We start from the raw sequence: 20,340 nt of genomic DNA, 5'->3' as shown, positions 1-20,340 counted from the left end.
CGGGGAGAAGGGCCGCAACGATGGCGAAGAACATCCAGTCACTTGAACGGGCGGCGGCGATGCTGCGACTGCTCGCGGGTGGCGAGCGCCGTCTCGGGCTGTCCGACATCGCGTCCTCGCTGGACCTGGCCAAGGGCACGGCCCACGGCATCCTGCGCACCCTCCAGGCCGAGGGCTTCGTCGAGCAGGACCCGGCCTCGGGCCGCTACCAGCTGGGGGCGGAGCTGCTGCGCCTCGGGAACAGCTATCTGGACGTGCACGAGCTGCGGGCCCGCGCACTGGTCTGGACGGACGACCTGGCCCGCTCCAGCGGTGAGAGCGTCCACCTGGGCGTGCTGCACCAGCACGGCGTGCTCATCGTCCACCACGTCTTCCGGCCGGACGACAGCCGGCAGGTGCTGGAGGTGGGCGCCATGCAGCCACTGCACTCGACGGCACTGGGGAAGGTGCTGGCGGCATACGACCCGGTGGCGCACACCGAGGCCCTGGAGGTCGACCGCACGGCGTTCACGCCGCGCACACTGACCACCCTGAAGGACTTCGAAAGCGTGCTGGCCCTGACCCGGGCGCGGGGCTGGGGCGCCGACGTGGAGGAGACCTGGGAGGGCGTCGCCGCGGTGGCCGCACCCATCCACGACCGGCGCCGGATGCCGGTCGGCGCGGTGGCCATCACGGGCGCCGTCGAGCGGGTATGCGCGGGCGAGGAGCTGCGGTCCGACCTGGTCGCGGCGGTGCGGGACTGTGCCCGTGCGGTCTCCAGGGACCTGGGCGCCGGTCGGTTCTGACGTTCACGGCGGGCGATTCCGCCCGTTCCGGCGCACCATCGATAACGAAACGGGTTTCAGCCACACAACCCTTGACGTCGCATTAACCAGAGGGCAAAACTGCCGTTCATCGGTCGGCATTGTCGAACACCTACCGGCAATAAGCGCTAGAGTGTGGCAACGCCAAGGGCCGGCATCGCTCTCACCCCCGAGGGCGCGGACCACGGAGGGACCCGTTGGTTCGCCTTCCCCTGGACGAAGGACAAAGGAGTCGCGGGTGTCCAGCTCCGACATCTTCATCGGCGAGATCATTGGTACCGCCGTTCTCATCCTGCTCGGCGCCGGCGTTGTCGCCGCCGTCGTACTCAAGCGCTCGAAGGCGCAGAACGCCGGCTGGGTCGCCATCGCCTTCGGGTGGGGCTTCGCGGTCATGACAGCGGTCTATATTTCGGGCCCGCTGTCCGGCGCGCATCTCAACCCGGCCGTCACGCTCGGTATCGCGATCACCAGCGGGGACTGGAGCAACGTCCCCATCTACTTCGCGGGCCAGCTGATCGGCGCCATGCTCGGCGCATTCCTGGCCTGGGTCACCTACTACGGTCAGTTCCGGGCCCACCTGACGGACCCGGAGATCCTCGCCGCGCCGCCGCACGAGGAGGGCCTGGTCACCGAGCCTGCCGCCCCGAAGGCCGGTCCGGTGCTCGGCATCTTCTCCACCGGCCCCGAGATCCGTGTCGCCTGGCAGAACCTCGCCACCGAGATCATCGGCACGCTCGTGCTCGTCCTGGCCGTACTCACCATGGGCCTGAACGACAGCGGCAAGGGCCTCGGCACGCTCGGCGGACTGATCGTCGCCTTCGTCGTCGTCAGCATCGGCTTCTCGCTCGGCGGCCCGACCGGCTACGCCATCAACCCGGCCCGTGACCTGGGCCCGCGCATCGTGCACGCCCTGCTCCCGCTGCCGAACAAGGGCGGCTCCGACTGGGGGTACGCCTGGGTCCCCGTCGTGGGACCGCTGATCGGTTCCGCTCTCGCCGCGGGTATCTACCAGATCGCGTTCGCCTGAGCCGTACGTCCTTCCCTCAGACTTTCAGGAGCACACCGTGACCGACGCACACACCGCCGGCCCCTTCATCGCAGCCATTGACCAGGGCACCACCTCTTCCCGCTGCATCGTCTTCGACAAGGACGGCCGGATCGTCGCCGTCGACCAGAAGGAGCACGAGCAGATCTTCCCGAAGCCGGGCTGGGTCGAGCACAACGCCGCAGAGATCTGGACCAATGTCCAGGAGGTCGTCGCCGGCGCCATCAACAAGGCGGGCATCACCGCCGCCGACGTCAAGGCCGTCGGCATCACCAACCAGCGCGAGACCACTCTCCTCTGGGACAAGAACACCGGTGAGCCCGTCCACAACGCCATTGTCTGGCAGGACACCCGCACCGACGCGCTCTGCAAGGAACTCGGCCGCAACGTCGGCCAGGACCGCTTCCGCCGCGAGACCGGCCTGCCGCTGGCGAGCTACTTCTCCGGCCCGAAGGTCCGCTGGCTGCTGGACAACGTCGAGGGCCTGCGTGAGCGCGCCGAGCGCGGCGAGATCCTCTTCGGCACCATGGACTCCTGGGTCATCTGGAACCTCACGGGCGGTGTCGAGGGCGGCCACCACGTCACCGACGTCACCAACGCCTCGCGCACCATGCTGATGAACCTCCACACCATGGAGTGGGACGAGAAGATCGCCCAGTCCATGGAGGTCCCCATGGAGGTGCTGCCGGAGATCCGCTCGTCCGCCGAGGTGTACGGCCACGTCAAGGGCGGCGTCCTGGACGGCATCCCGGTCGCCTCCGCGCTGGGTGACCAGCAGGCCGCACTGTTCGGCCAGACGTGTTTCGCCGAGGGCGAGGCGAAGTCCACGTACGGCACCGGCACCTTCCTGCTGATGAACACCGGCGACAAGATCATCAACTCCTACTCGGGGCTCATCACCACCGTCGGGTACAAGATCGGCGACCAGCCGCCCGTGTACTCGCTGGAAGGCTCCATCGCCGTCACCGGCGCGCTCGTCCAGTGGATGCGCGACCAGATGGGCCTGATCAACTCCGCCCCCGAGATCGAGACGCTCGCCGCGTCCGTCGAGGACAACGGCGGCGCGTACTTCGTCCCGGCCTTCTCCGGTCTCTTCGCCCCGTACTGGCGCTCCGACGCCCGCGGTGTGATCGCCGGACTCACCCGGTACGTCACCAAGGCGCACATCGCGCGCGCCGTTCTCGAGGCAACCGCCTGGCAGACCCGTGAGATCACGGACGCCATGACCAAGGACTCCGGTGTCGAGCTGACCGCGCTCAAGGTCGACGGCGGAATGACATCCAACAACCTGCTGATGCAGACGCTCTCGGACTTCCTGGACGCCCCCGTGGTGCGCCCGATGGTCGCCGAGACGACCTGCCTCGGCGCCGCCTACGCCGCCGGCCTGGCCGTCGGCTTCTGGCCGGACACCGACGCTCTTCGCGCCAACTGGCGCCGGGCCGCCGAGTGGACCCCCCACATGGATGCCGACAAGCGTGAGCGCGAGTACAAGGACTGGCTCAAGGCCGTCGAACGGACCATGGGCTGGATCGAGCACGACGAGAGCTGATTGGAGCTATCGACAATGACCACCCTGCAGAGCGTTCCCACCCTGGGGACGCACCCGGCCTCCGGTTCCCTGCCGAGCCGCGCCGAGACCCGGGAGCAGCTTGCCAAGGCGACATACGACCTCCTGGTGATCGGCGGCGGCATTCTGGGCATCTCCACTGCCTGGCATGCCGCGCAGGCCGGGCTGCGGGTGGCGCTGGTGGACGCCGGTGACTTCGCCGGCGCCACCTCCTCCGCCTCCTCCAAGCTGCTCCACGGCGGTCTGCGCTATCTGCAGACCGGCGCGGTGAAGCTGGTCGCGGAGAACCACTTCGAGCGGCGTGCGGTCTCCCGCCAGGTGGCCCCGCACCTGGCCAATCCGCTCACCTTCTATCTGCCGGTCTACAAGGGCGGACCGCACGGTGCGGCCAAGCTCGGCGCGGGCGTCTTCGCGTACTCGGCGCTCTCCGCGTTCGGCGACGGCGTCGGTCACGTCATATCCGCGGCGAAGGCGCAGCGTGATGTGCCCGAGCTGCGTACGGAGAATCTGAAGGCCGTCGCCGTGTACGGCGACGACCAGATGAACGACTCCCGGATGGCGCTGATGACGGTCCGCGCGGCCGTCGAGGCGGGCGCGGTCGTCCTCAACCACGCCGAGGTCACCGGGCTGCGCTTCACCAAGGGCCGGGTGACGGGCGCGGAGCTCAAGGACCGTACGGACGGCACCGAGTTCGGTGTGGGCGCCCGGCTCGTGCTCAACGCGACCGGCCCGTGGGTGGATCACCTGCGGAAGATGGAGGACCCGAACGCGGCACCCTCCATCCGGCTGTCCAAGGGCGCGCACCTGGTGCTGAAGCGCACCTCCCCGTGGAAGGCCGCCCTCGCGACCCCCATCGACAAGTACCGCATCACCTTCGCCCTCCCCTGGGAGGACATGCTGCTGCTCGGTACGACCGACGAGGAGTACGAGGGCGACCCGGCGGATGTCGCGGTCAACGAGAAGGACGTCACCCAGATCCTGGACGAGGCCGCCTTCTCCATCCGCGACCAGCAGCTGTCCCGCGATCTGATCACGTATTCCTTCGCGGGTCTGCGGGTGCTGCCGGGCGGTCCCGGCGACACCTCGAAGGCCAAGCGCGAGACGGTCGTCACCGAGGGCCGCGGCGGCATGCTGTCCGTGGCCGGCGGCAAGTGGACGACCTTCCGCCACATCGGCCGTACGGTGATGAACAAGCTGGCCGAGCTGCCGGGCCGGCCGCTCGCCGAAGACATGGAGCCGATCTCGCAGCTGCCGAAGAAGCTCCCGCTGCCGGGCATCGCCAACCCGCGGGCGGTGGCCCACCGTCTGCTGGTGGACGGTCCCGCACCCGGCCCCCGCATGGCCGCGGACACCGCGCGCCACCTGGCCACGCACTACGGCTCGCTGTCCTTCGACATCGCGCGGCTGGCGAACGACAACCCCGAACTGGCCGAGCGCATCCACCCGGACGCCCCCGAGATCTGGGCGCAGGTCGTCTACGCGCGCGACCACGAGTGGGCCGAGACGGCGGACGACGTGCTGCGCCGCCGTACGACGCTGACGATCCGGGGGCTGGACACGGAAGACGTCCGGGCCAGGGTCACGGACCTGCTGAACGGCAAGTAGCCGCAGGGTGGGGCGCATTCGAGGGGCGGCTGCCGCGAGGGAGCCGCCCCTCACTCCTGTCATCGCCCCTCACTCCTGCCATCTGCCGCCGGAGAAATGGCGGAGGGCGTCGACGATGTCGGGTGGCATGGCGGGACGGATGTGCAACGGCATCACCAGGTACCAGCCGCCCGTGCCGCGGAAGACCGCGGGCGGCTCGGGCGCGCCCGGCCGCAGTCGCACGTGCGGACCGTACGTCCGCTGGTTCCTGCCCCGGACGACGACCTGGCGGACGCTCACGGCGACGACATCGCGCCAGGCGTACGAGGCACTGCGCCGGCCGAGGCCGGCAGTGATTCCGCAGGGGTCGATCCGCAGGGTCGTACGCACCTTCGGCAGCAGGAACGCCACGATATTGATCAAGAGGGCCAGACAGGGCCACAGGAGCACGCTGGTCCAGCCGATCCAGGTGTCCCAGTTGCCGGTCACGGCGGTACGCATCAGTGCGACGACCGCGAAGACCCCGCACAGCACCCAGTGGCCCAGGGGCACCCGTCGTTCACGTCCGGAGAGCACGTACTCCCGGTCGTTGGAGACGACGGTCCAGCCGGGCAGGCCGTGCATCGGCGGCACAGCGTCGAGGATCTCCGAGAACCTGGGCAGCGGCTCGGACGCCGCAGGCCCGGGGACGGGCCGCGGCTGTGGTCCGGTGACCGTGAGCGGCTGCTGCCCGGGTGCCGTGACGGCCGCCCTCGGCTCCGGTCGCGGCGCGAGGTGCTCCTGCAGTCTGAGGTGGCGGAAGCGGTAGGTTCCGCCGTACCGCTGGAGCAGTCCCGCTCCGTGCGCGTCGCGCAGGAACTCCATCAGTGACCACGGCACCCGTCCGAGGACGGCGAGCCACGCCTTGGAGACGACCCACAGGCTCCACGGACTCAGCAGGGCGAGCACCAGTGCCGCGCCGGTGAAGCCCTTGGCGAAGGCGACCCCCGCGTCCACGGCACCGTGGCCGGTCAGCAGGCGATGCGCTCCGGTACCCAGGCCGATCAGCGGGGCGACGAGGGCGAGGGTGAGCAGGGCCGTGCGGCGCTCACTGGTCAGCAAGGTGTCGGGGGTTGCCGCGTCGGTGGTGTCCGACGGCGCCGCGATCACCACCATCAGCAGGGTCGGCAGGACGAAGCCGAGGACGGCCTGGGCCGTGAACGCGTCCGGATCGTGCGTACTCAGTGCGGACCACAGAAGCAGCAGGCTGGGCACGAGCAGGACGGCGGCAGCGGTCAGGCCACGGCGCACGGAGACCGGGCGCGATGCGGAGCGCAGGGCCGCCCCCGAACGGAACGGGTTGGCCCGGCGGCGTGGCTCACCGAACCGGTCGCCGAACCAGTACAGCTGGGCCACCCGGATCCCGGAGCCGAACACGAACCCGCCGAACACGTAGTTCCGCTCGAACAGATCGATGCGGAAGTACACCGGGTCACCGTGGTGGTCCTGGACCCAGGCCGAGGCCGCGAGCACGGACTCGGTCGCCGCGATCCCGAGGGCCAGGAGCGTCGGCACGGCAAGCAGCCGGGCCGCGGTCGCCCTGTTCAGCTGCCACCAGGCGAACTCGGACGTGCGGCGGCGCTGCAGCTCGCGCGCCAGGAACGCCAGCCATCCGCGGGCCCGGGCCGGGTTCCAGCCGCCCGGGGCGTGCAGACGCTCGCTGTCGGAGGCACGGGGCTCGAAGGCGGCCGGGATCACCGCGTCCATCAGGTGCTTCTCGACGGCCTCCCGAGTGGGGAGCGCGGCGCGGTCCGTGAGATGCGCCGGGTCGGTGTGCCGGCGGCGGTAGGCGCGGCGGGCCAGCCAGATCATCAGGGGTGTGGACAGGGCCTGGCCGAGGGGGCCTTCGGGGTGGTCGGCCAACTCGTCGACGACCGGGCCCCACTGGGCGTGCCGTTCCGGGGAAGCCGTCCGCAGCAGATGGACGGCGGCGTCGCGCTGCCGGACCGGCAGCGCCTCGATGTCGGAAGCTCCTTCGAGCCGCTGCTCCAGGGCCCGGTACTGCTCGGTTCGGGAGGCCAGCACACAGCCCAGCCGGCGGGGCGCCGCGTTCAGTTCGCGGACAACGGCGACGCGGCGGTGCTCCGGCAGTTCGTCGAGTGCGTCGAGGACGGCGAGAATCCGGCCGTCCCGGACCAGGCGCCTGGCCGGGTGCACGCCGTCCAGCCGGGGCAGCCCCGGGTGGTCCGCGGTGATGCGTGTGATGAGCCAGTCCGCGAACGCCACGTTCTCCGCGTCCCACGACTCCAGCGAGAGGAGGACCGGTACGGGCACCGTGCGGTCGCCCGCCGCTGCGCGGGTGACGTCACCGAGATGGCGTCCGGCCAGCAGCAGGGCCGTCATGGCGAGCAAGGTCGACTTTCCGGAGCCCGGGCCGCCGAGCACGACCAGGCGGCGGACGGGAAGGGCCTGAAGCCTGTCCACGACGGCGTCGGCGCGGTCGCTGCGTACCGCGCGTGCGTCGGTGCCGGCGGCGCGCCCGTCACCACCGGCGGTGTCCGCTGGGTCGCCGGGCCCGGCGACCCAGCGGGCGAGGAAGCGCACGGACAGCGGGGACTCCATGTCGCCCAGCTCCCAGGCGGCGACCTCGGCCGACCACTGGGCGTGCACGGCACGGGCGAGCTCCTCGGCGGCCGTGTCCACGGGTGCGGCGGGAGCCGGCAGGTTGACGACGATGTCGCCCCCTACGTGGCCTGCCTGGATGAGGTACTCGACCGTGCTGTCCCGGACGATGTTGCGCACCTCGGTGGGCGGGCGCCAGTTGTCCCGCGAGTCCCGGGCGTCCCGAGCGCCCCACTCTCCCTGCCGGTCCCCCTCGTCCCGCCCGTCCTGCTCGCCCTGTCGAGTCCCCATGGTGAGGATTCTCATCGCCCGCACCAGAGCCCGTCAGGCGAATTCACGCGATTTCCCGCAGAGTTGGGAGCGCTGCCGAGCGGGAAGGGGGGCGTGCCCCCCGGGACCCCTTCCCGCACTGCGGCACACCTCAGCCCCCGGGAGCCGCATAATGAACGCAGACATCGGATGTCTGAGCGGGAGGCGGGCCATGGCTGTCACGGACGAGGCAATCGAGAAGATCAAGGGAATGATCGTCTCCGGCGCGCTGCGGCCGGGCGACCGGCTCCCCAAGGAGAGCGAACTCGCCGCCGAGCTGGGCCTGTCCCGGAACTCGTTGCGCGAGGCGGTGCGTGCGCTGTCGCTGATCCGCATTCTCGACGTACGCCAGGGCGACGGTACGTATGTGACCAGCCTGGACCCCCAGTTGCTGCTGGAGGCGCTGAGCTTCGTGGTGGACTTCCACCGGGACGACACGGTCCTGGAGTTCCTGGCCGTACGCCGCATTCTGGAGCCGGCCGCGACGGCGATGGCGGCGTCCAGGATCAGTGAGGCGGAGCTGGATGTGCTCGGCTCGCAACTGGACGCCCTGGGGCCGCAGCCGTCGGTGGAGAAACTGGTCGCCACGGACCTGGAGTTCCACCGCGGGATCGTCCAGTCCTCCGGCAACTCCGTGCTCTGCTCGCTCCTGGACGGCCTCTCCGGGCCGACCACCCGGGCCCGGGTGTGGCGTGGGCTGACCCAGGAGGACGCGGTCAGCCGTACGCTCCACGAGCACCGGGCGATCCTGGCCGCGCTCCGCGACCGTGACGCCGAAGCGGCCCGGTCGTGGGCGACGGTGCACATCGCGAGCGTGGAACAGTGGCTCCGGTCGACGCCGTGACGGGTCCGGGGGCAGCGCCCCCGGACCCGTCAGTCCTGCTTCTCCCCGCTCGCGAACCGGGAGATCACCAGCGCGACGATGATGATCGCCCCGTTCAGGAACTGGTTCCACAGCGCCGGCACCCCGCCGAGCGTCATGACGTTCACGACGAGCTGGAGCGTCAGGACACCGGTCAGCGCGCCGAACAGCGTGCCGCGGCCGCCCTTCAGACTGATCCCGCCGATGACGGCCGCGGCGAAGACCTGGAAGATCCAGCCGTTTCCCTGGGTGGCCGCGACGGACCCGTAGTGGCCGGTGTAGAGGATGCCCGCGAAGGCGGCCAGCAGCCCGCCCACGGCGAGAACGATCCAGGTGATCCGGTCGACCCGGATGCCCGCGGCCCGCGCCGCCTCCGGGTTCCCGCCGATCGCGTACAGCGCGCGGCCATGGCGCAGATACGCCAGGGGCGCAGGCGCAGGCCCTGCATTCCGCCGTCGACCGCGAGTGCCGTGCCCGTGACGGCGGCCGCGGCGGGACCGGCGAGGTGGACGACGGCGGCGGCGGATTCCTCTGACCTATGCCCCTGCCGTATGGAAGTTCACCCGGCCGTGCACAGGGGCTGCGGGCGGGCACCTGCGAAGCCGTAAGGTTGGGGCGTACGAAAGGGAACGTCGGAAGGAGGCCTGGGTGATCGAGCTCGAGGGGGTTCCCGAGCTGATCGACCCGGTCATGGTGGCCGCGTTCGAGGGCTGGAACGACGCGGGTGACGCCGCCTCCACCGCTGTCGCGCATCTGGACCGGGAATGGAAGGGCGAGGTGTTCGCGGCGCTCGACGCCGAGGACTACTACGACTTCCAGGTCAACCGGCCCACGGTTTGGCTGGACGGCGGGGTACGGAAGATCACCTGGCCCACGACCCGGCTCTCCGTGGTCCGGGTCGGTGGCGAGAAGCCCCGCGACCTGGTGCTGGTCCGCGGGATCGAGCCGTCCATGCGCTGGCGCTCGTTCTGCAACGAGCTGCTCGGCTTCGCCCATGAGCTGGGCGTCGAGATGGTGGTGATCCTGGGCGCGCTGCTCGGCGACACCCCGCACACCCGCCCGGTGCCCGTCAGCGGTGTCACCTCGGATCCGGACCTGGCGCGGACCATGGACCTGGAGGAGACCCGTTACGAGGGCCCCACGGGCATCGTCGGCATTCTCCAGGAGGCGTGCACGCACGCCGGGGTGCCGGCCGTGTCGCTGTGGGCCGCGGTGCCGCACTATGTGTCACAACCGCCCAATCCGAAGGCGACGCTGGCGCTGCTGAACCGGCTGGAGGACCTCATCGACCTCCGTATCCCGCTGGGCGAGCTGCCCGAGGACGCGCGGGCCTGGCAGCTCGGGGTGGACCAACTGGCCTCCGAGGACAGCGAGGTGGCCGAGTACGTGCAGACGCTGGAGGAGGCGCGGGACACCGCGGAACTTCCCGAGGCGTCCGGCGAGGCCATCGCCCGCGAGTTCGAGCGGTATCTGCGGCGGCGGGACGGAGGCCCCGGCCAGGCGCCGGGCGGTCATGCCACAGAGAGCGGGGACGGCTCGTACCTGCGGGACACCTCCAGCGGACGGACGCGGCCGCCGAAGCCACCGAGGACGGAGCCGGGGCCCGAGGACGACTCGGACTCCACGGACACGTCCGAGGAGTGAGCGGGGCGACGAGCGGGGTGGTGCCGCACCGGCACCACCCCGCTCTGCCGTTCACGCGATCACACCTGGTCGACCGCCACCACGTCGTACTCGACGCCGGGCGCCGGCTCCACGTCGAAGCGGGCGTTCGGCAGATAGATCCGGTCGCCCCAGGCCGCGGCCGTCGTCGGGATCCGGAAGCGCTCCGGGTCGGTGATCCGGGCGATCGCCCTGCCCCTGGTGCCCGACTCGTTCAGCCGGACCACATCGATCTGGTTCAGCTGCTGCTGCACGATGTACAGGACCCTGCCGAGCAGCAGAATGCCGTCCCCGAACGGGATCCTGAGGTCTCCGAGGTCGACCTTGCGGGCGACGGCCGTGTGCGGGTCGACGCGCATCAGCGAGCCGCCGTCCACCACGGTGTTCACCACCAGCAGGGCGCACCCGTCGGGCGTCCGCTCGATGCCGTTGGCCGTGAAGTCCGGGCCCTGCGCCCAGTCTCCGCTCAGCGGTACGGTCGCCACCTCGCGGCCCGGTTCGCCGTGCCGGTCCAACGACAGCCGGTAGAGCTGGGGTTGGAAGGAGTCCGTGAACCAGGCCGCGCCCGGGGTGAGGATGACGTCGTTCACCATGGTGCTGGGCGCGCCGACGGTGAAGTTCCTGACCAGCTCCCCGGTGTGGGCGTCGGCGACCCTGATCTCGCGGCTGTAGCCGCCGGAGAGGAACAGCCGCCGCTCGTGCCGGTCGATCTTCAGCCCGACGGTCATGTGTCCGGCGCCGAGCCCCTTGCTGATGACCCGGCCACGGCCGGTGGCCAGGCTCGCCCGGTACACATCGCCGTTGACGAGGGAACCGAAGTAGGCGTAAGGGCTGCGTCCGATGGCGATGCCCTCGGGGGCGAATCCGTTGGGCAGGAGTAAGCGGGTGGGCCAGAGTTCACCGCCGGCGGCGGATCCGTCCGCCGCGTGAGCCGGCCCGGTCAACGGTCCCAGGAGCGCGGCCGTGCCGAGGGCGGCGGCCGCGCCGAGAACCTTTCTGCGTGCGAAGGAACGTTCCACTGCGCGTCCTTCCAACAAATGATCGACAGATGCTGATACCTCACCACACACCGGGCACCCTCGTACCGCGAATCATGAAGCGGAGGAGAGGGTGCCGGACGGGCACGGGCCCGCCCGGCACCGGGTGTTGACGAGCTGTCAGCCGACGTACGCCCCGTACCGGCCGTCAGCCGCCGTACGAACAGTCAGCCGCAGCGGAAGCGGGCGGCCGCCCAGTCCGCATGATCACCGCTCTTGGATCCGTTGGTGTCGGTGACCTTGAGATGGACGTGCCGTGCCCCCGTCACGTCGACCTCGGCCGGTACGGTCGCGGACGCGCCGCTCAGCTTGGGCGAGGTCCACAGCACCTTGCCGTCCGCCTCGACCGAGAAGGCCACTTCGCCGTAGCCGTTGATCTCGTCGTCGATGCCCACGTCAGCGGTGAACGCGGTGCAGCGGCCGCCGAGGTAGACCTCGATGTCGGAGTCGGCGTGTGCCCCGATCCCCTTCTCGTACGTCTGTCCGGCGAGGGTGAGCGGATGTCCGTCGCTCGCACCTGATTCGCCATTGCTGCGGTCCCGTTCGGGCGGACCCCATCCGTTGGTGGACTTCAGCCAGACCAGATCGCTCGCCCAGACGTCGCCGGCCGGTGGCTCCGGCATCACTCCGGCCGCGAACCGCTGGACGGCGGTACGGGATTCACCGGCGGACCGGTAGCGGGCGGTCGCCGTGAGCGTCGCCTCGCCGGGCTTGGCGTCCTTGGCGGGGGTGACCGCGACCTCGACGCGCTTCGTGGTCCCCGCGGGGATGCGGTCCACGGTCGCGGCCGGTGTCATCTGCCAGCCCGCCGGGGCGTCCAGCGAGACGGACACCCCCGTCGCGTCGCGGCTGCCCGCGGTGACGTCGACGGCGACCGTGCCCGGCGTACCGGCGCCCAGTTCCTGTCCCCCGGGCGCGGCGACGACGGCCGCGGCTCCCGGGACGGCGCCGCCTACCGCCGCGGTGTTCTTGAGTTCCAGCTCGAAGCCGCGGTCGGTGCGCAGGGCAGCGGTCTTGACCTCGACCACACCGCCACGGTCGTCCTGGTCGTACCACCAGCCGTGGCTCGCCGCCTCGTACGCCGCCCTGGAGGAGAGCCGGGGCAGCGTGCGGCCGTCGAGTTCGACGGCGCTCGGTGCGTCACCGGTGTGCAAGGTGAAATGGTACGGCCGCGCCGTCTGTTTGCCCGTGAAAGAGCCCTTGCTCGGGCCGATCCGCACGCTCACATCGCCCGCGCCGCGGCTCGGGGCCTCGACGTCGGCGCGCTGGGTGGCGTACTTGCCGGCCCGGTGTTCGCGCGTCACTCCGTCGTCCTCGTAGAGAGTGAAGGACGACGTGCCCTGCGGGTAGATGTCCCAGGCCAGCGGGGAGTCCGCGGTGCGGTCGGCGTACGAGCGGATGCCGCCGGGCCACATGGGGACGGTGGCGCCGGCACGGACGAACAGCGGGAGCGTGTCGAGCGGGGCGCTGTAGTTGTCGACGGTGACCGGGCCTTCGTAGGTCCGTCCGCTCCAGTAGTCGGTCCAGGTTCCCTTGGGCAGATAGATGCCGTCGCGCTGCACGGCGTCCTGGTAGACGGGTGCGACGAGGAAGTCCTTGCCGCTGAGGAACTCGTACTTCGCGGCGTCCGTCGCCGCCTTGGGATCGTCCGGGTACTCCAGCACGAGCGGGCGGGCGAGGCCGACGCCGGTCTTCGTCGCCTCATGGGCGTGCGAGTAGATGTACGGCAGCAGGGACTCGTGGAGCTTGAGGTAGTCGCGGTTGACGGACGTGTACGGCTCGCCGTAACGGAAGGGCTGCTTGTCGCTGGCGGCCCAGCCGTCCATGGTCATCGTGACCGGGAGGAACATCTTCCACTGCAGATCGCGGGTGTACGTCTTGGGGCTGCCGCCGAAGATGCCGTCCACGTCGCCCGTCGTGTACGCGAGGCCGGACATGGACGCGCCCGCGTAGGTCGGGATCTGCCAGCGGATGTACTCCCAGGTGCCGGACTGGTCGCCGGACCACTGGACGCCGCAGCGCTGGGCTCCGGACCAGCTCTCGGGCGCCCAGGTGAAGCCGCGGGCGTCGCTGTTCGCCTCGATGCCGGCGTGGGCGTCCTTGCAGCCGTCGAGGGCGAACTTGTAGCCCGCGCCGACCCAGGCGACATCGAGCTTGGCGACGCGCTGGCCGGCCTTCACCTGGTCGGCGAGCTTGTCGAGGCCGTCCTCGGTCCACAGGCCGAGCTGCATCTTGCGCTGCTGGAGGCCCTGGGCGGTCTCGGCGAGGTTCTCGTAGCCGCAGCCGTAGCCGTCGTTGACGAGCATCCAGCCGTTGGGCATGTCGTGCTCGACGTAGCCGTCGGCGACCTTGAGCGCGTCCAGGGTGTGCCGTTCACCGCGGTTGGCGTTGTGGAGATAGCAGTCGGCGTCGCCGATCTCCAGGCCGTAGACGGGCGGCATGAAGGGCTTTCCGGTGAGCCGGGTGTACTGCCCGATGACGTCCTTGGCGCTCGGCCCGGCGAAGTAGTAGGCGTCGAAGCGCTGTTCCTTGGCGGTGGTGGTCACCGGCTCGCCGAAGACATACGTGTTGGGCGCGTAGGTGTTGCGGTAGACGCCGTAGCCGGCCGAGGAGAGGTAGAACGGGACGGAGTTGGGGTGGCCGCCGTCGTTCCAGTTGTAGTCGACGCCGACCTCTACGGTCTTGCCGCGGTGGGAGGTGTTGCCGCGGCCGTTCTGCATGCCGGCGCCGTAGTACTGCTCGTCGGCGCCGCGGGCGAGGCTCTGGGTGGTGGTCGTGCCGGTCCAGGTCAGGCCCTTGGTCTCGGCCCAGAGCTGGGTGCCGTCGGCGCGGTGGAGCGCGAAGCGCAGCGGCGACTTGTAGGCGCGCAATGTCACCTGTGACGTGCTGAGTTCGTAGCGGTCGCCGCGGTCCGTCCAGCGGGTCGCTGGCGGTTTGCCCTGCGGCAGGACGATGTCGGTACCGGTGGGGTCGGTGAACCTGCCGTCCGGGGCGAGTTCGAGGCGGAAGGTCGCCGCGGAGACGAAGCTGACCCGGGCCTCGGCCTGCCCGGCGGTCAGTCGGTAGACGGGTCCTTCGGCGGTGAAGCCGGTGACGTCCCCGACGGTGGTCGGGGCGGGGTCGGCCTGGGCGCTTCCCGGTCCCGCGAACACCGCGAGGAGACCGAGCAGGGCTCCGGCCACCGCCGCTCTGATGCGTATTGGTGATTGCATAGGGCGTACTTAGCGCAGAAACGAGCATGTGACCATGGACAAAACAGACCCGCCCCCGGACTCGGGTCGAGTCCGGGGGCGGGTTTCGGAAAGGGAGAGGACTACAGGGCGACGCCCAACAGGGCGTCCACGGCACGCGACACCAGACCGGGTGCGCTCTCGTCCGTGCCGCCTTCGGCCTGCTGGCGCTCGGCCCAGCGGTCGACGGCGGCCAGCGCGGCGGGGGCGTCCAGGTCGTTCGCCAGGGCGTCGCGGATCTCCTCGACGAGGGCGTCGGCGGACGGCCCGTCAGGACGGGACACCGCGGCGCGCCAGCGGTCGAGGCGGGCCACGGCGTCCTGCAGGACCTGGTCGGTCCACTCCCAGTCGGCGCGGTAGTGGTGCGAGAGCAGCGCCAGCCGGATGGCGGCCGGGTCGACGCCCTCGCGGCGCAGCGTGGAGACGAAGACCAGGTTGCCCTTCGACTTGGACATCTTCTCGCCGTGCAGGGCGACCATCCCGGCGTGCACATAGGCCTTGGCGAACGGGTACTCGCCGGTGAGGGCCTGGGCGTGCGAGGCGCCCATCTCGTGGTGCGGGAAGGCGAGATCGGAGCCGCCGCCCTGGACGTCGAAGCCCATGCCGAGGTGGTCGAGGGCGATGGCCACGCACTCGATGTGCCAGCCGGGCCGGCCGGGGCCGAGGGTGCCACCGTCCCAGCTCGGCTCGCCCGGGCGGGCGGCCATCCAGAGCATGGGGTCGAGCGGGTTCTTCTTTCCGGGGCGGTCGGGGTCGCCGCCCCGCTCGGCGGAGAGGGCGCGCATCAGGTCGGCGTCGTAGTGCGACACCTGGCCGAAGTGCGGGTCGACCTCCACGGAGAAGTACACGTCCCCGTCGAGCTCGTACGCGGCGCCGGCGTCACGCAGCCGCTCGACGAGCGGAACGATTCCCGGTATGGCCTCGACGGCGCCGATGTAGTGCTGCGGGGGAAGCATCCGCAGGGCGGTCATGTCCTCGCGGAACAGTGTGGTCTCGCGCTCCGCGAGCTCGGTCCAGTCCTGTCCGTCGCGGAGGGCACGCTCCAGGAGCGGATCATCCACGTCGGTCACGTTCTGGACGTAGTGAACCTGCCGCTTGGTGTCGAGCCACACGCGCTGCACGAGGTCGAACGCGTTGTAGGTCGCCGCGTGACCCAGGTGGGTCGCGTCGTACGGGGTGATGCCGCAGACGTAGATACGGGCGACGGGACCGGGGTCGATGGTGACGAGGCCGCCGGTCGCGGTGTCGTGGATCCGGAGGTCGCGGCCCGTGCCGGGCAGGGCGGGGACCTCAGAAGCGGGCCAGGCATGCATGTCATGAGCGTAACCGGATGCGCGTTCCGGATACGAACCGGATGGCTCCTCTTGGCTGGTTCGGCCCTCTTGCGCGTATGACCGGCGTGGTCGTAAGGCGCCCTGTGGCGACGCTCCTGGGGTGCCTAGACCGGGGGCCACGGGATCGCGGGCCAGCTGCCCGAGGGCTCCGGATGGTGGGACGTCTCACGCAGCGCCGCGACCCGGGAGCGGACGGCGTCCACCTCTGCCGGAGTGAGGAGTGCCGCGAGGCGTGCGGCCAGAGGGCCGTCCTCGGCGAGGGAGGCGGCGAGCATCCCGAGGACCTCGACGGCCTCGGGGAGCAGCGGCTCACCCGCCCATCCCCACAGCAGCGTCCGGAGCTTGTCGTCCACGTTGAACGTCACGCCGTGGTCGATCGCGTAGAGACGTCCGTCCGCCGTCGGCAGCAGGTGCCCGCCCTTGCGGTCACCGTTGTTGATCACCGCGTCCAGTACGGCCAGTCTCCGCAGCCGCGGGTCGTCGGCGTGCACGAGGAGCGCCGTCCGCCCCTCCCCGACCTCCGCCAGGGCGACCGCCTTCCAGCCGTCCCCCGGCTCGTCGTCCTCCACCAGTGCCAGCAGGGAGGGTGCCGAAGGGTCCGCTTCGATCCAGAGCTGGACCATGCCCTCTCCGTAGGGCCCGTCCCGCAGGACGGTCGGAGGCACCAGCCCCCAGCCGGTCGCCTCGGACAGCTCGTACGCCGCCACCTCGCGCTGCGCCAGCGTTCCGTCGGGGAAGTCCCACAGCGGCCGCTCCCCCGCGACCGGCTTGTACACGCAGTGCGCTTCCTCTCCGTCGTACGCGACGGAGCAGTACAGCACCGCGTTGGACGCCTCGCGGACCCGGCCGCGAACGGTCAGCTCACCATTGGTGAGCAGGTCGAGCGCCGGGTCGAGCGCGGTCACGCTCCGCGGCGGTATCCGTTCTGGCGCGGACATACATGTCCCTCCGGGTCGAGCGGCAGGCTGCACAGGGGGCACGGCGGCCGCCCCGCGTTCACGACGTCCAGGGCACGCTTGGCGAAGGCCCTCGCCTGCGCGCCGGTCAGCCGGACGCGCAGCATCGGCGGACCGTTCTCCTCGTCCTGCAGCAGCCGTTCCTCGGCCTCCGCGAGGTCCTCCTCGGAGTCCGCGTCCAGCTCGACGAGCGCCTGCGCCTCGACGATCATGCGCTGTTCCTCGCCGTCCCAGGCCAGCGCCATCGTGCCGACCCGGAACTCCTCCTCCACCGGCACGTCGAGCGGCGCGGTGTCGGCGATGTCCGCGGGCGCCATGGCAGGCACCGGGGCGTTGCCCCCGGTGCGCCGCACGACCTCGTCGAGCAGTTCGTCGATCCGCTCGGCGAGCGCGGCCACCTGGGTCTTCTCCAGGGCCACACTGGTCACCCGCCCCCCTGCGGAAGCCTGCAGGAAGAACGTACGGCGTCCAGGCAGCCCGACCGTACCGGCGACGAACCGCTCCGGTGGGTCGTAGAGGTACACCTGACGGGACACGTCCTGTCTCCCTTGGATCAGTGGTGGGGTCGTTTCGGCCCGTCCACCCTACTGCGCGGATCGATCACGGTGCGCCCGCGCCGCCGCCGACCACCGCGGACCCGTCCTTGCCGTTCTCCCGCGACTTGAACGCGCCGAGGTCGCCGGTGTCCCCCAGCCGCAGCAGGAAGGGGCGGAGCGGGGTGTAGCGGATCGCCGTCACGGAACACGGCTCGACGTGGAGCCGCTGGAAGAGGTCGAGGTGCATGCCCAGGGCGTCGGCCACCACCGACTTGATGATGTCGCCGTGCGAGCACATCAGATACACGGCGTCCTCGCCGTGCTCCTCCTCGATGCGCGCGTTCCAGTCCCGTACGGCCTCGACGGCCCGCGTCTGCATGGCGCGCATCGACTCGCCGCCGGGGAACGCCGCGGCGGAGGGGTGCTGCTGCACGATCTTCATCAGCGGTTCGTCGGCAAGTTCGGCGAGCTTGCGGCCGGACCAGTCGCCGTAGTGGCACTCGCCGATCCGTTCGTCGGTGTGCAGCGGCAGTTCCGGCCGTGCGTCGAGCAGCGGCCGCAGGGTCTCCCGGCAGCGCTCCAGGGGGCTGGTGACGGCGGCGGCGAGCTGCACGTCCGCCAGCCGTCCGGGCAGCGCGGCGGCCTGCGCCGCGCCGCGGTCGTCGAGGACGACGCCGGGCGTCCAGCCCGCGAGCACCCCCGCGGTGTTGGCGGTGGACCGTCCGTGGCGTACGAGGATCAACGTGGCCATGGCGGCCAGCCTAGGCGGTGTCCTGCCGGCCGCATACGCCGAGGCAGCTCCCCGCCGTGGGGATGCGGCCGGACCACGGGCGCGGAAGAATGCGCCCGTGATCGTCGACTACGCCATCTACCGGGAGGGCCGCCGTACAAAGGGTCCCGACGACTTCTCCGACGCGCTCGACGAGGCCCGCGCGACCGGGGACGCCTTTCTGTGGATCGGGCTGTACGAACCGACCCAGGACGAGTTCGACCGCGTCAGCAGCGAGTTCGGGCTGCACCCGCTGGCGGTCGAGGACGCGCTCACGGCCCATCAGCGGCCCAAGCTCGAGGTGTACGACGACTCCCTGTTCATGGTCCTCAAGCCGGTGGCGTACGACGCGGAGAGCGACACGGTCTCCGCCGACGAGGTGATGGTCTTCATCGGTGACTCGTTCGTGGTGACGGTCCGGCACGGGGAGAGCGCGCCACTGCATGCGGTACGGGTGCGGCTGGAGGCCGATCCGAACGTGCTCAAGCACGGCCCGACGGCGGTCCTGTACGCCGTCAGCGACGCCATCGTCGACCACTACATCGAGGTCGCCGGCGAGCTCCAGCTGGATCTGGAGGGGATGGAGGCGGAGGTCTTCGCGCCCATGAGAGGGGACACCCGGAACACTGCCGCCAAGATCTACAACTTCAAGCGGCAGGTGCTGGAGTTCCGCCGGGCCACCGTGCCTCTGGCGTCGCCGATGGCCCGGCTCGCGGGGGCGGCCGTGCCCTTCGTGCATGAGCACTCGCAGCCGTTCTTCCGGGATGTCAACGACCATCTGACACGCGTCAACGAACAGGTGGAGGGCCTCGACAGGCTGCTCTCGGACATCCTGTCCGCGCATCTCGCGCAGATGGGCGTGCAGCAGAACGACGACGTGCGGAAGATCTCCGCATGGGCGGCCATGATCGCCGTCCCCACCATGGTCGCCGGGATCTACGGCATGAACTTCGACCACATGCCCGAGCTGCACTGGGCGTGGACGTACCCGGCGCTGATCCTGGCGATGGCCGCGGTGGTGCTCGGGCTGCACCGGCAGTTCAAGCGCCGCGGCTGGCTGTGATCCGGGCCGGTGTCTGAAACGATGCTGCGGTGCCTCAGACGGCGGTGGCCGTGGTCGCCGGACCTCCCCCTGCCTCCGGCGGAGGGGCTCCCAGAGCGTCGCGCCGCTCGGGCATCGTCAGAGTGACCATGCGCCGCCAGCCGCCTGCGCGCTCGTACGCGTACATGGCGTGGATACCGGCGGCCAGCACGGCGGACTTGGGCCTGGGCCAGTTGAGCAGCCTGGCCATGTGGGACATGACGGCGAGGCTGACGTCCCGGTAGATCGCGATCTCGGTGAGGGCGCACTCGCGCAGGGTGCTCTGGACGGCGCGGCCGTTGCCGGCGTAGGCGAGGCGGAGCAACTCCTCGTGGCAGTACGCCAGGTGGTTGCCCTCGTCGTGACAGATCTGTGTGATGGCCTTGCCGACCTCGGGGTGCTCGCCGAAGTGCTTCACCAGCATGTCCATCTGGTCGGCGGCGCGCTGCTCGGTGACCCGGCTGTGCGAGAGGTAGACGAGGATGTCGTGCTCGGTGAGCGGCTCGTCGCGGCGCAGCTTGTCGTGGGCGAGGCCGATGCCCCGGCGCTCCAGCAGCATCGTGTAGTCGGTCTCGGGCGGGACCTCGACCGGGTCGAGGCCCCGCTTCTTCAGCAGCCCGTTGAAGATGCGGCCGTGCTTGTCCTCGTCGGCACCGTGCCGGGTGATCTTCGGGGCGAGGGCCCGCATGGTGCCGGGGACGAGCGCGGCGATCCGGCCGTTCTCCCAGCCGCCCTGGGTCTCGCCGCTGGCCGCGATCGAACAGAAGAGCTGGTAGGAATCGTCGTTGTCGAGGATTTCCTGGAAAAGGCTCCGGGCCGAGAGCATCACTGCCACCTCCGTCAGGTGTCCGCAAAGAACGAGTCAAATGCGGACCGGACGGACCGGCAACAGCAGCGCCGGACGACTCGGCCGAATGAGAGCGCCGGGGGCGGGCGGCGGGAGGGTGCGGCAGGGCGCGCGGGG

Annotated in this window: 15 protein-coding genes and 1 pseudogene; 7 read left to right on the top strand and 9 right to left on the bottom strand. The window is 70.7% G+C overall.

Annotated elements, in window-relative coordinates; translation table 11 throughout:
* Window positions 1–20: 20 nt before the first annotated feature.
* The 4 genes from ACZ6ZQ_RS08395 to ACZ6ZQ_RS08380 all read left to right on the top strand — a co-directional run bounded on the left by ACZ6ZQ_RS08395 (window position 21) and on the right by ACZ6ZQ_RS08380 (window position 5,020).
* On the top strand, window positions 21–785 hold the full coding sequence (locus ACZ6ZQ_RS08395; protein ID WP_469767787.1) for an IclR family transcriptional regulator: 765 nt from the start codon (window positions 21–23) through the stop codon (window positions 783–785).
* Between the two features lie 256 nt (window positions 786–1,041).
* Window positions 1,042–1,830, top strand: a complete 789-nt coding sequence (locus ACZ6ZQ_RS08390; protein WP_469767786.1) for an MIP/aquaporin family protein — start codon at window positions 1,042–1,044, stop codon at window positions 1,828–1,830.
* Between the two features lie 37 nt (window positions 1,831–1,867).
* Window positions 1,868–3,397 carry a glycerol kinase GlpK gene (glpK, locus tag ACZ6ZQ_RS08385; RefSeq protein ID WP_469767785.1) on the top strand — a complete coding sequence of 510 codons (1,530 nt, stop codon included), beginning with the start codon at window positions 1,868–1,870 and terminating at the stop codon, window positions 3,395–3,397.
* A 15-nt stretch (window positions 3,398–3,412) separates the two neighbouring features.
* Window positions 3,413–5,020, top strand: coding sequence for a glycerol-3-phosphate dehydrogenase/oxidase (locus ACZ6ZQ_RS08380; RefSeq protein WP_469767784.1), 1,608 nt, complete (start codon window positions 3,413–3,415; stop codon window positions 5,018–5,020).
* 69 nt (window positions 5,021–5,089) lie between these two features.
* Here ACZ6ZQ_RS08380 and ACZ6ZQ_RS08375 read toward each other — a convergent pair whose 3' ends face one another.
* A complete protein-coding gene (locus ACZ6ZQ_RS08375; protein WP_469767783.1) occupies window positions 5,090–7,891 on the bottom strand; it encodes an NACHT domain-containing protein in 2,802 nt (933 codons plus the stop codon).
* A 190-nt stretch (window positions 7,892–8,081) separates the two neighbouring features.
* On the opposite strand from ACZ6ZQ_RS08375, the gene ACZ6ZQ_RS08370 reads away from it, so the two are divergent.
* Entirely contained in the window at window positions 8,082–8,753 is a 672-nt protein-coding gene (locus tag ACZ6ZQ_RS08370) for a FadR/GntR family transcriptional regulator (RefSeq protein ID WP_469767782.1), read from the top strand.
* A gap of 29 nt (window positions 8,754–8,782) precedes the next feature.
* On the opposite strand, the pseudogene ACZ6ZQ_RS08365 reads toward ACZ6ZQ_RS08370, so the two are convergent.
* Window positions 8,783–9,202, bottom strand: a pseudogene (locus ACZ6ZQ_RS08365) (ABC transporter permease); the annotation flags it as partial.
* A gap of 217 nt (window positions 9,203–9,419) precedes the next feature.
* On the opposite strand from ACZ6ZQ_RS08365, the gene ACZ6ZQ_RS08360 reads away from it, so the two are divergent.
* Window positions 9,420–10,415, top strand: coding sequence for a PAC2 family protein (locus ACZ6ZQ_RS08360; RefSeq protein ID WP_469767781.1), 996 nt, complete (start codon window positions 9,420–9,422; stop codon window positions 10,413–10,415).
* Window positions 10,416–10,474: 59 nt separating this feature from the next.
* On the opposite strand, the gene ACZ6ZQ_RS08355 is transcribed toward ACZ6ZQ_RS08360, so the two are convergent.
* The 6 genes from ACZ6ZQ_RS08355 to ACZ6ZQ_RS08330 all read right to left on the bottom strand — a co-directional run bounded on the left by ACZ6ZQ_RS08355 (window position 10,475) and on the right by ACZ6ZQ_RS08330 (window position 18,277).
* Window positions 10,475–11,452: an SMP-30/gluconolactonase/LRE family protein gene (locus tag ACZ6ZQ_RS08355; RefSeq protein ID WP_469767780.1), complete on the bottom strand. Its 978-nt coding sequence runs from the start codon at window positions 11,450–11,452 to the stop codon at window positions 10,475–10,477.
* Window positions 11,453–11,637: 185 nt separating this feature from the next.
* Window positions 11,638–14,682, bottom strand: coding sequence for an NPCBM/NEW2 domain-containing protein (locus ACZ6ZQ_RS08350; protein ID WP_469767779.1), 3,045 nt, complete (start codon window positions 14,680–14,682; stop codon window positions 11,638–11,640).
* A gap of 101 nt (window positions 14,683–14,783) precedes the next feature.
* Window positions 14,784–16,013, bottom strand: a complete 1,230-nt coding sequence (gene mshC, locus ACZ6ZQ_RS08345; protein ID WP_469767778.1) for a cysteine--1-D-myo-inosityl 2-amino-2-deoxy-alpha-D-glucopyranoside ligase — start codon at window positions 16,011–16,013, stop codon at window positions 14,784–14,786.
* 125 nt (window positions 16,014–16,138) lie between these two features.
* A complete protein-coding gene (locus tag ACZ6ZQ_RS08340) occupies window positions 16,139–16,972 on the bottom strand; it encodes an SCO1664 family protein (protein WP_469767777.1) in 834 nt (277 codons plus the stop codon).
* Window positions 16,936–17,526 carry a DUF3090 domain-containing protein gene (locus tag ACZ6ZQ_RS08335; RefSeq protein ID WP_453662440.1) on the bottom strand — a complete coding sequence of 197 codons (591 nt, stop codon included), beginning with the start codon at window positions 17,524–17,526 and terminating at the stop codon, window positions 16,936–16,938. The genes ACZ6ZQ_RS08340 and ACZ6ZQ_RS08335 overlap by 37 nt, the downstream gene beginning before the upstream one ends.
* Window positions 17,527–17,590: 64 nt before the next feature.
* Window positions 17,591–18,277: a histidine phosphatase family protein gene (locus ACZ6ZQ_RS08330; RefSeq protein ID WP_469767776.1), complete on the bottom strand. Its 687-nt coding sequence runs from the start codon at window positions 18,275–18,277 to the stop codon at window positions 17,591–17,593.
* 97 nt (window positions 18,278–18,374) lie between these two features.
* On the opposite strand from ACZ6ZQ_RS08330, the gene corA reads away from it, so the two are divergent.
* The gene (gene corA, locus ACZ6ZQ_RS08325) at window positions 18,375–19,358 is read left to right on the top strand and encodes a magnesium/cobalt transporter CorA (RefSeq protein ID WP_469767775.1); all 984 of its coding nucleotides are present in this window, start codon (window positions 18,375–18,377) and stop codon (window positions 19,356–19,358) included.
* A gap of 34 nt (window positions 19,359–19,392) precedes the next feature.
* Here corA and ACZ6ZQ_RS08320 read toward each other — a convergent pair whose 3' ends face one another.
* Window positions 19,393–20,202: a ferritin-like domain-containing protein gene (locus tag ACZ6ZQ_RS08320; RefSeq protein WP_469767774.1), complete on the bottom strand. Its 810-nt coding sequence runs from the start codon at window positions 20,200–20,202 to the stop codon at window positions 19,393–19,395.
* Window positions 20,203–20,340 lie beyond the last annotated feature (138 nt).

It is taken from the genome of Streptomyces sp. NPDC053673 (assembly GCF_055585225.1).
This window is presented reverse-complemented; position numbering and strand designations above follow the sequence as displayed.

What these genes read in the sequence shown, in the direction of transcription:
- ACZ6ZQ_RS08395 (WP_469767787.1), top strand. Translation starts at nt 21, where the DNA reads ATGGCGAAGAACATCCAGTCACTTGAACGGGCGGCGGCGATGCTGCGA.
- ACZ6ZQ_RS08380 (WP_469767784.1), top strand. Translation starts at nt 3,413, where the DNA reads ATGACCACCCTGCAGAGCGTTCCCACCCTGGGGACGCACCCGGCCTCC.
- ACZ6ZQ_RS08375 (WP_469767783.1), bottom strand. Translation starts at nt 7,891, where the DNA reads ATGGGGACTCGACAGGGCGAGCAGGACGGGCGGGACGAGGGGGACCGG.
- ACZ6ZQ_RS08370 (WP_469767782.1), top strand. Translation starts at nt 8,082, where the DNA reads ATGGCTGTCACGGACGAGGCAATCGAGAAGATCAAGGGAATGATCGTC.
- ACZ6ZQ_RS08350 (WP_469767779.1), bottom strand. Translation starts at nt 14,682, where the DNA reads ATGCAATCACCAATACGCATCAGAGCGGCGGTGGCCGGAGCCCTGCTC.
- mshC (WP_469767778.1), bottom strand. Translation starts at nt 16,013, where the DNA reads ATGCATGCCTGGCCCGCTTCTGAGGTCCCCGCCCTGCCCGGCACGGGC.
- ACZ6ZQ_RS08340 (WP_469767777.1), bottom strand. Translation starts at nt 16,972, where the DNA reads ATGTCCGCGCCAGAACGGATACCGCCGCGGAGCGTGACCGCGCTCGAC.
- ACZ6ZQ_RS08330 (WP_469767776.1), bottom strand. Translation starts at nt 18,277, where the DNA reads ATGGCCACGTTGATCCTCGTACGCCACGGACGGTCCACCGCCAACACC.
- ACZ6ZQ_RS08320 (WP_469767774.1), bottom strand. Translation starts at nt 20,202, where the DNA reads ATGCTCTCGGCCCGGAGCCTTTTCCAGGAAATCCTCGACAACGACGAT.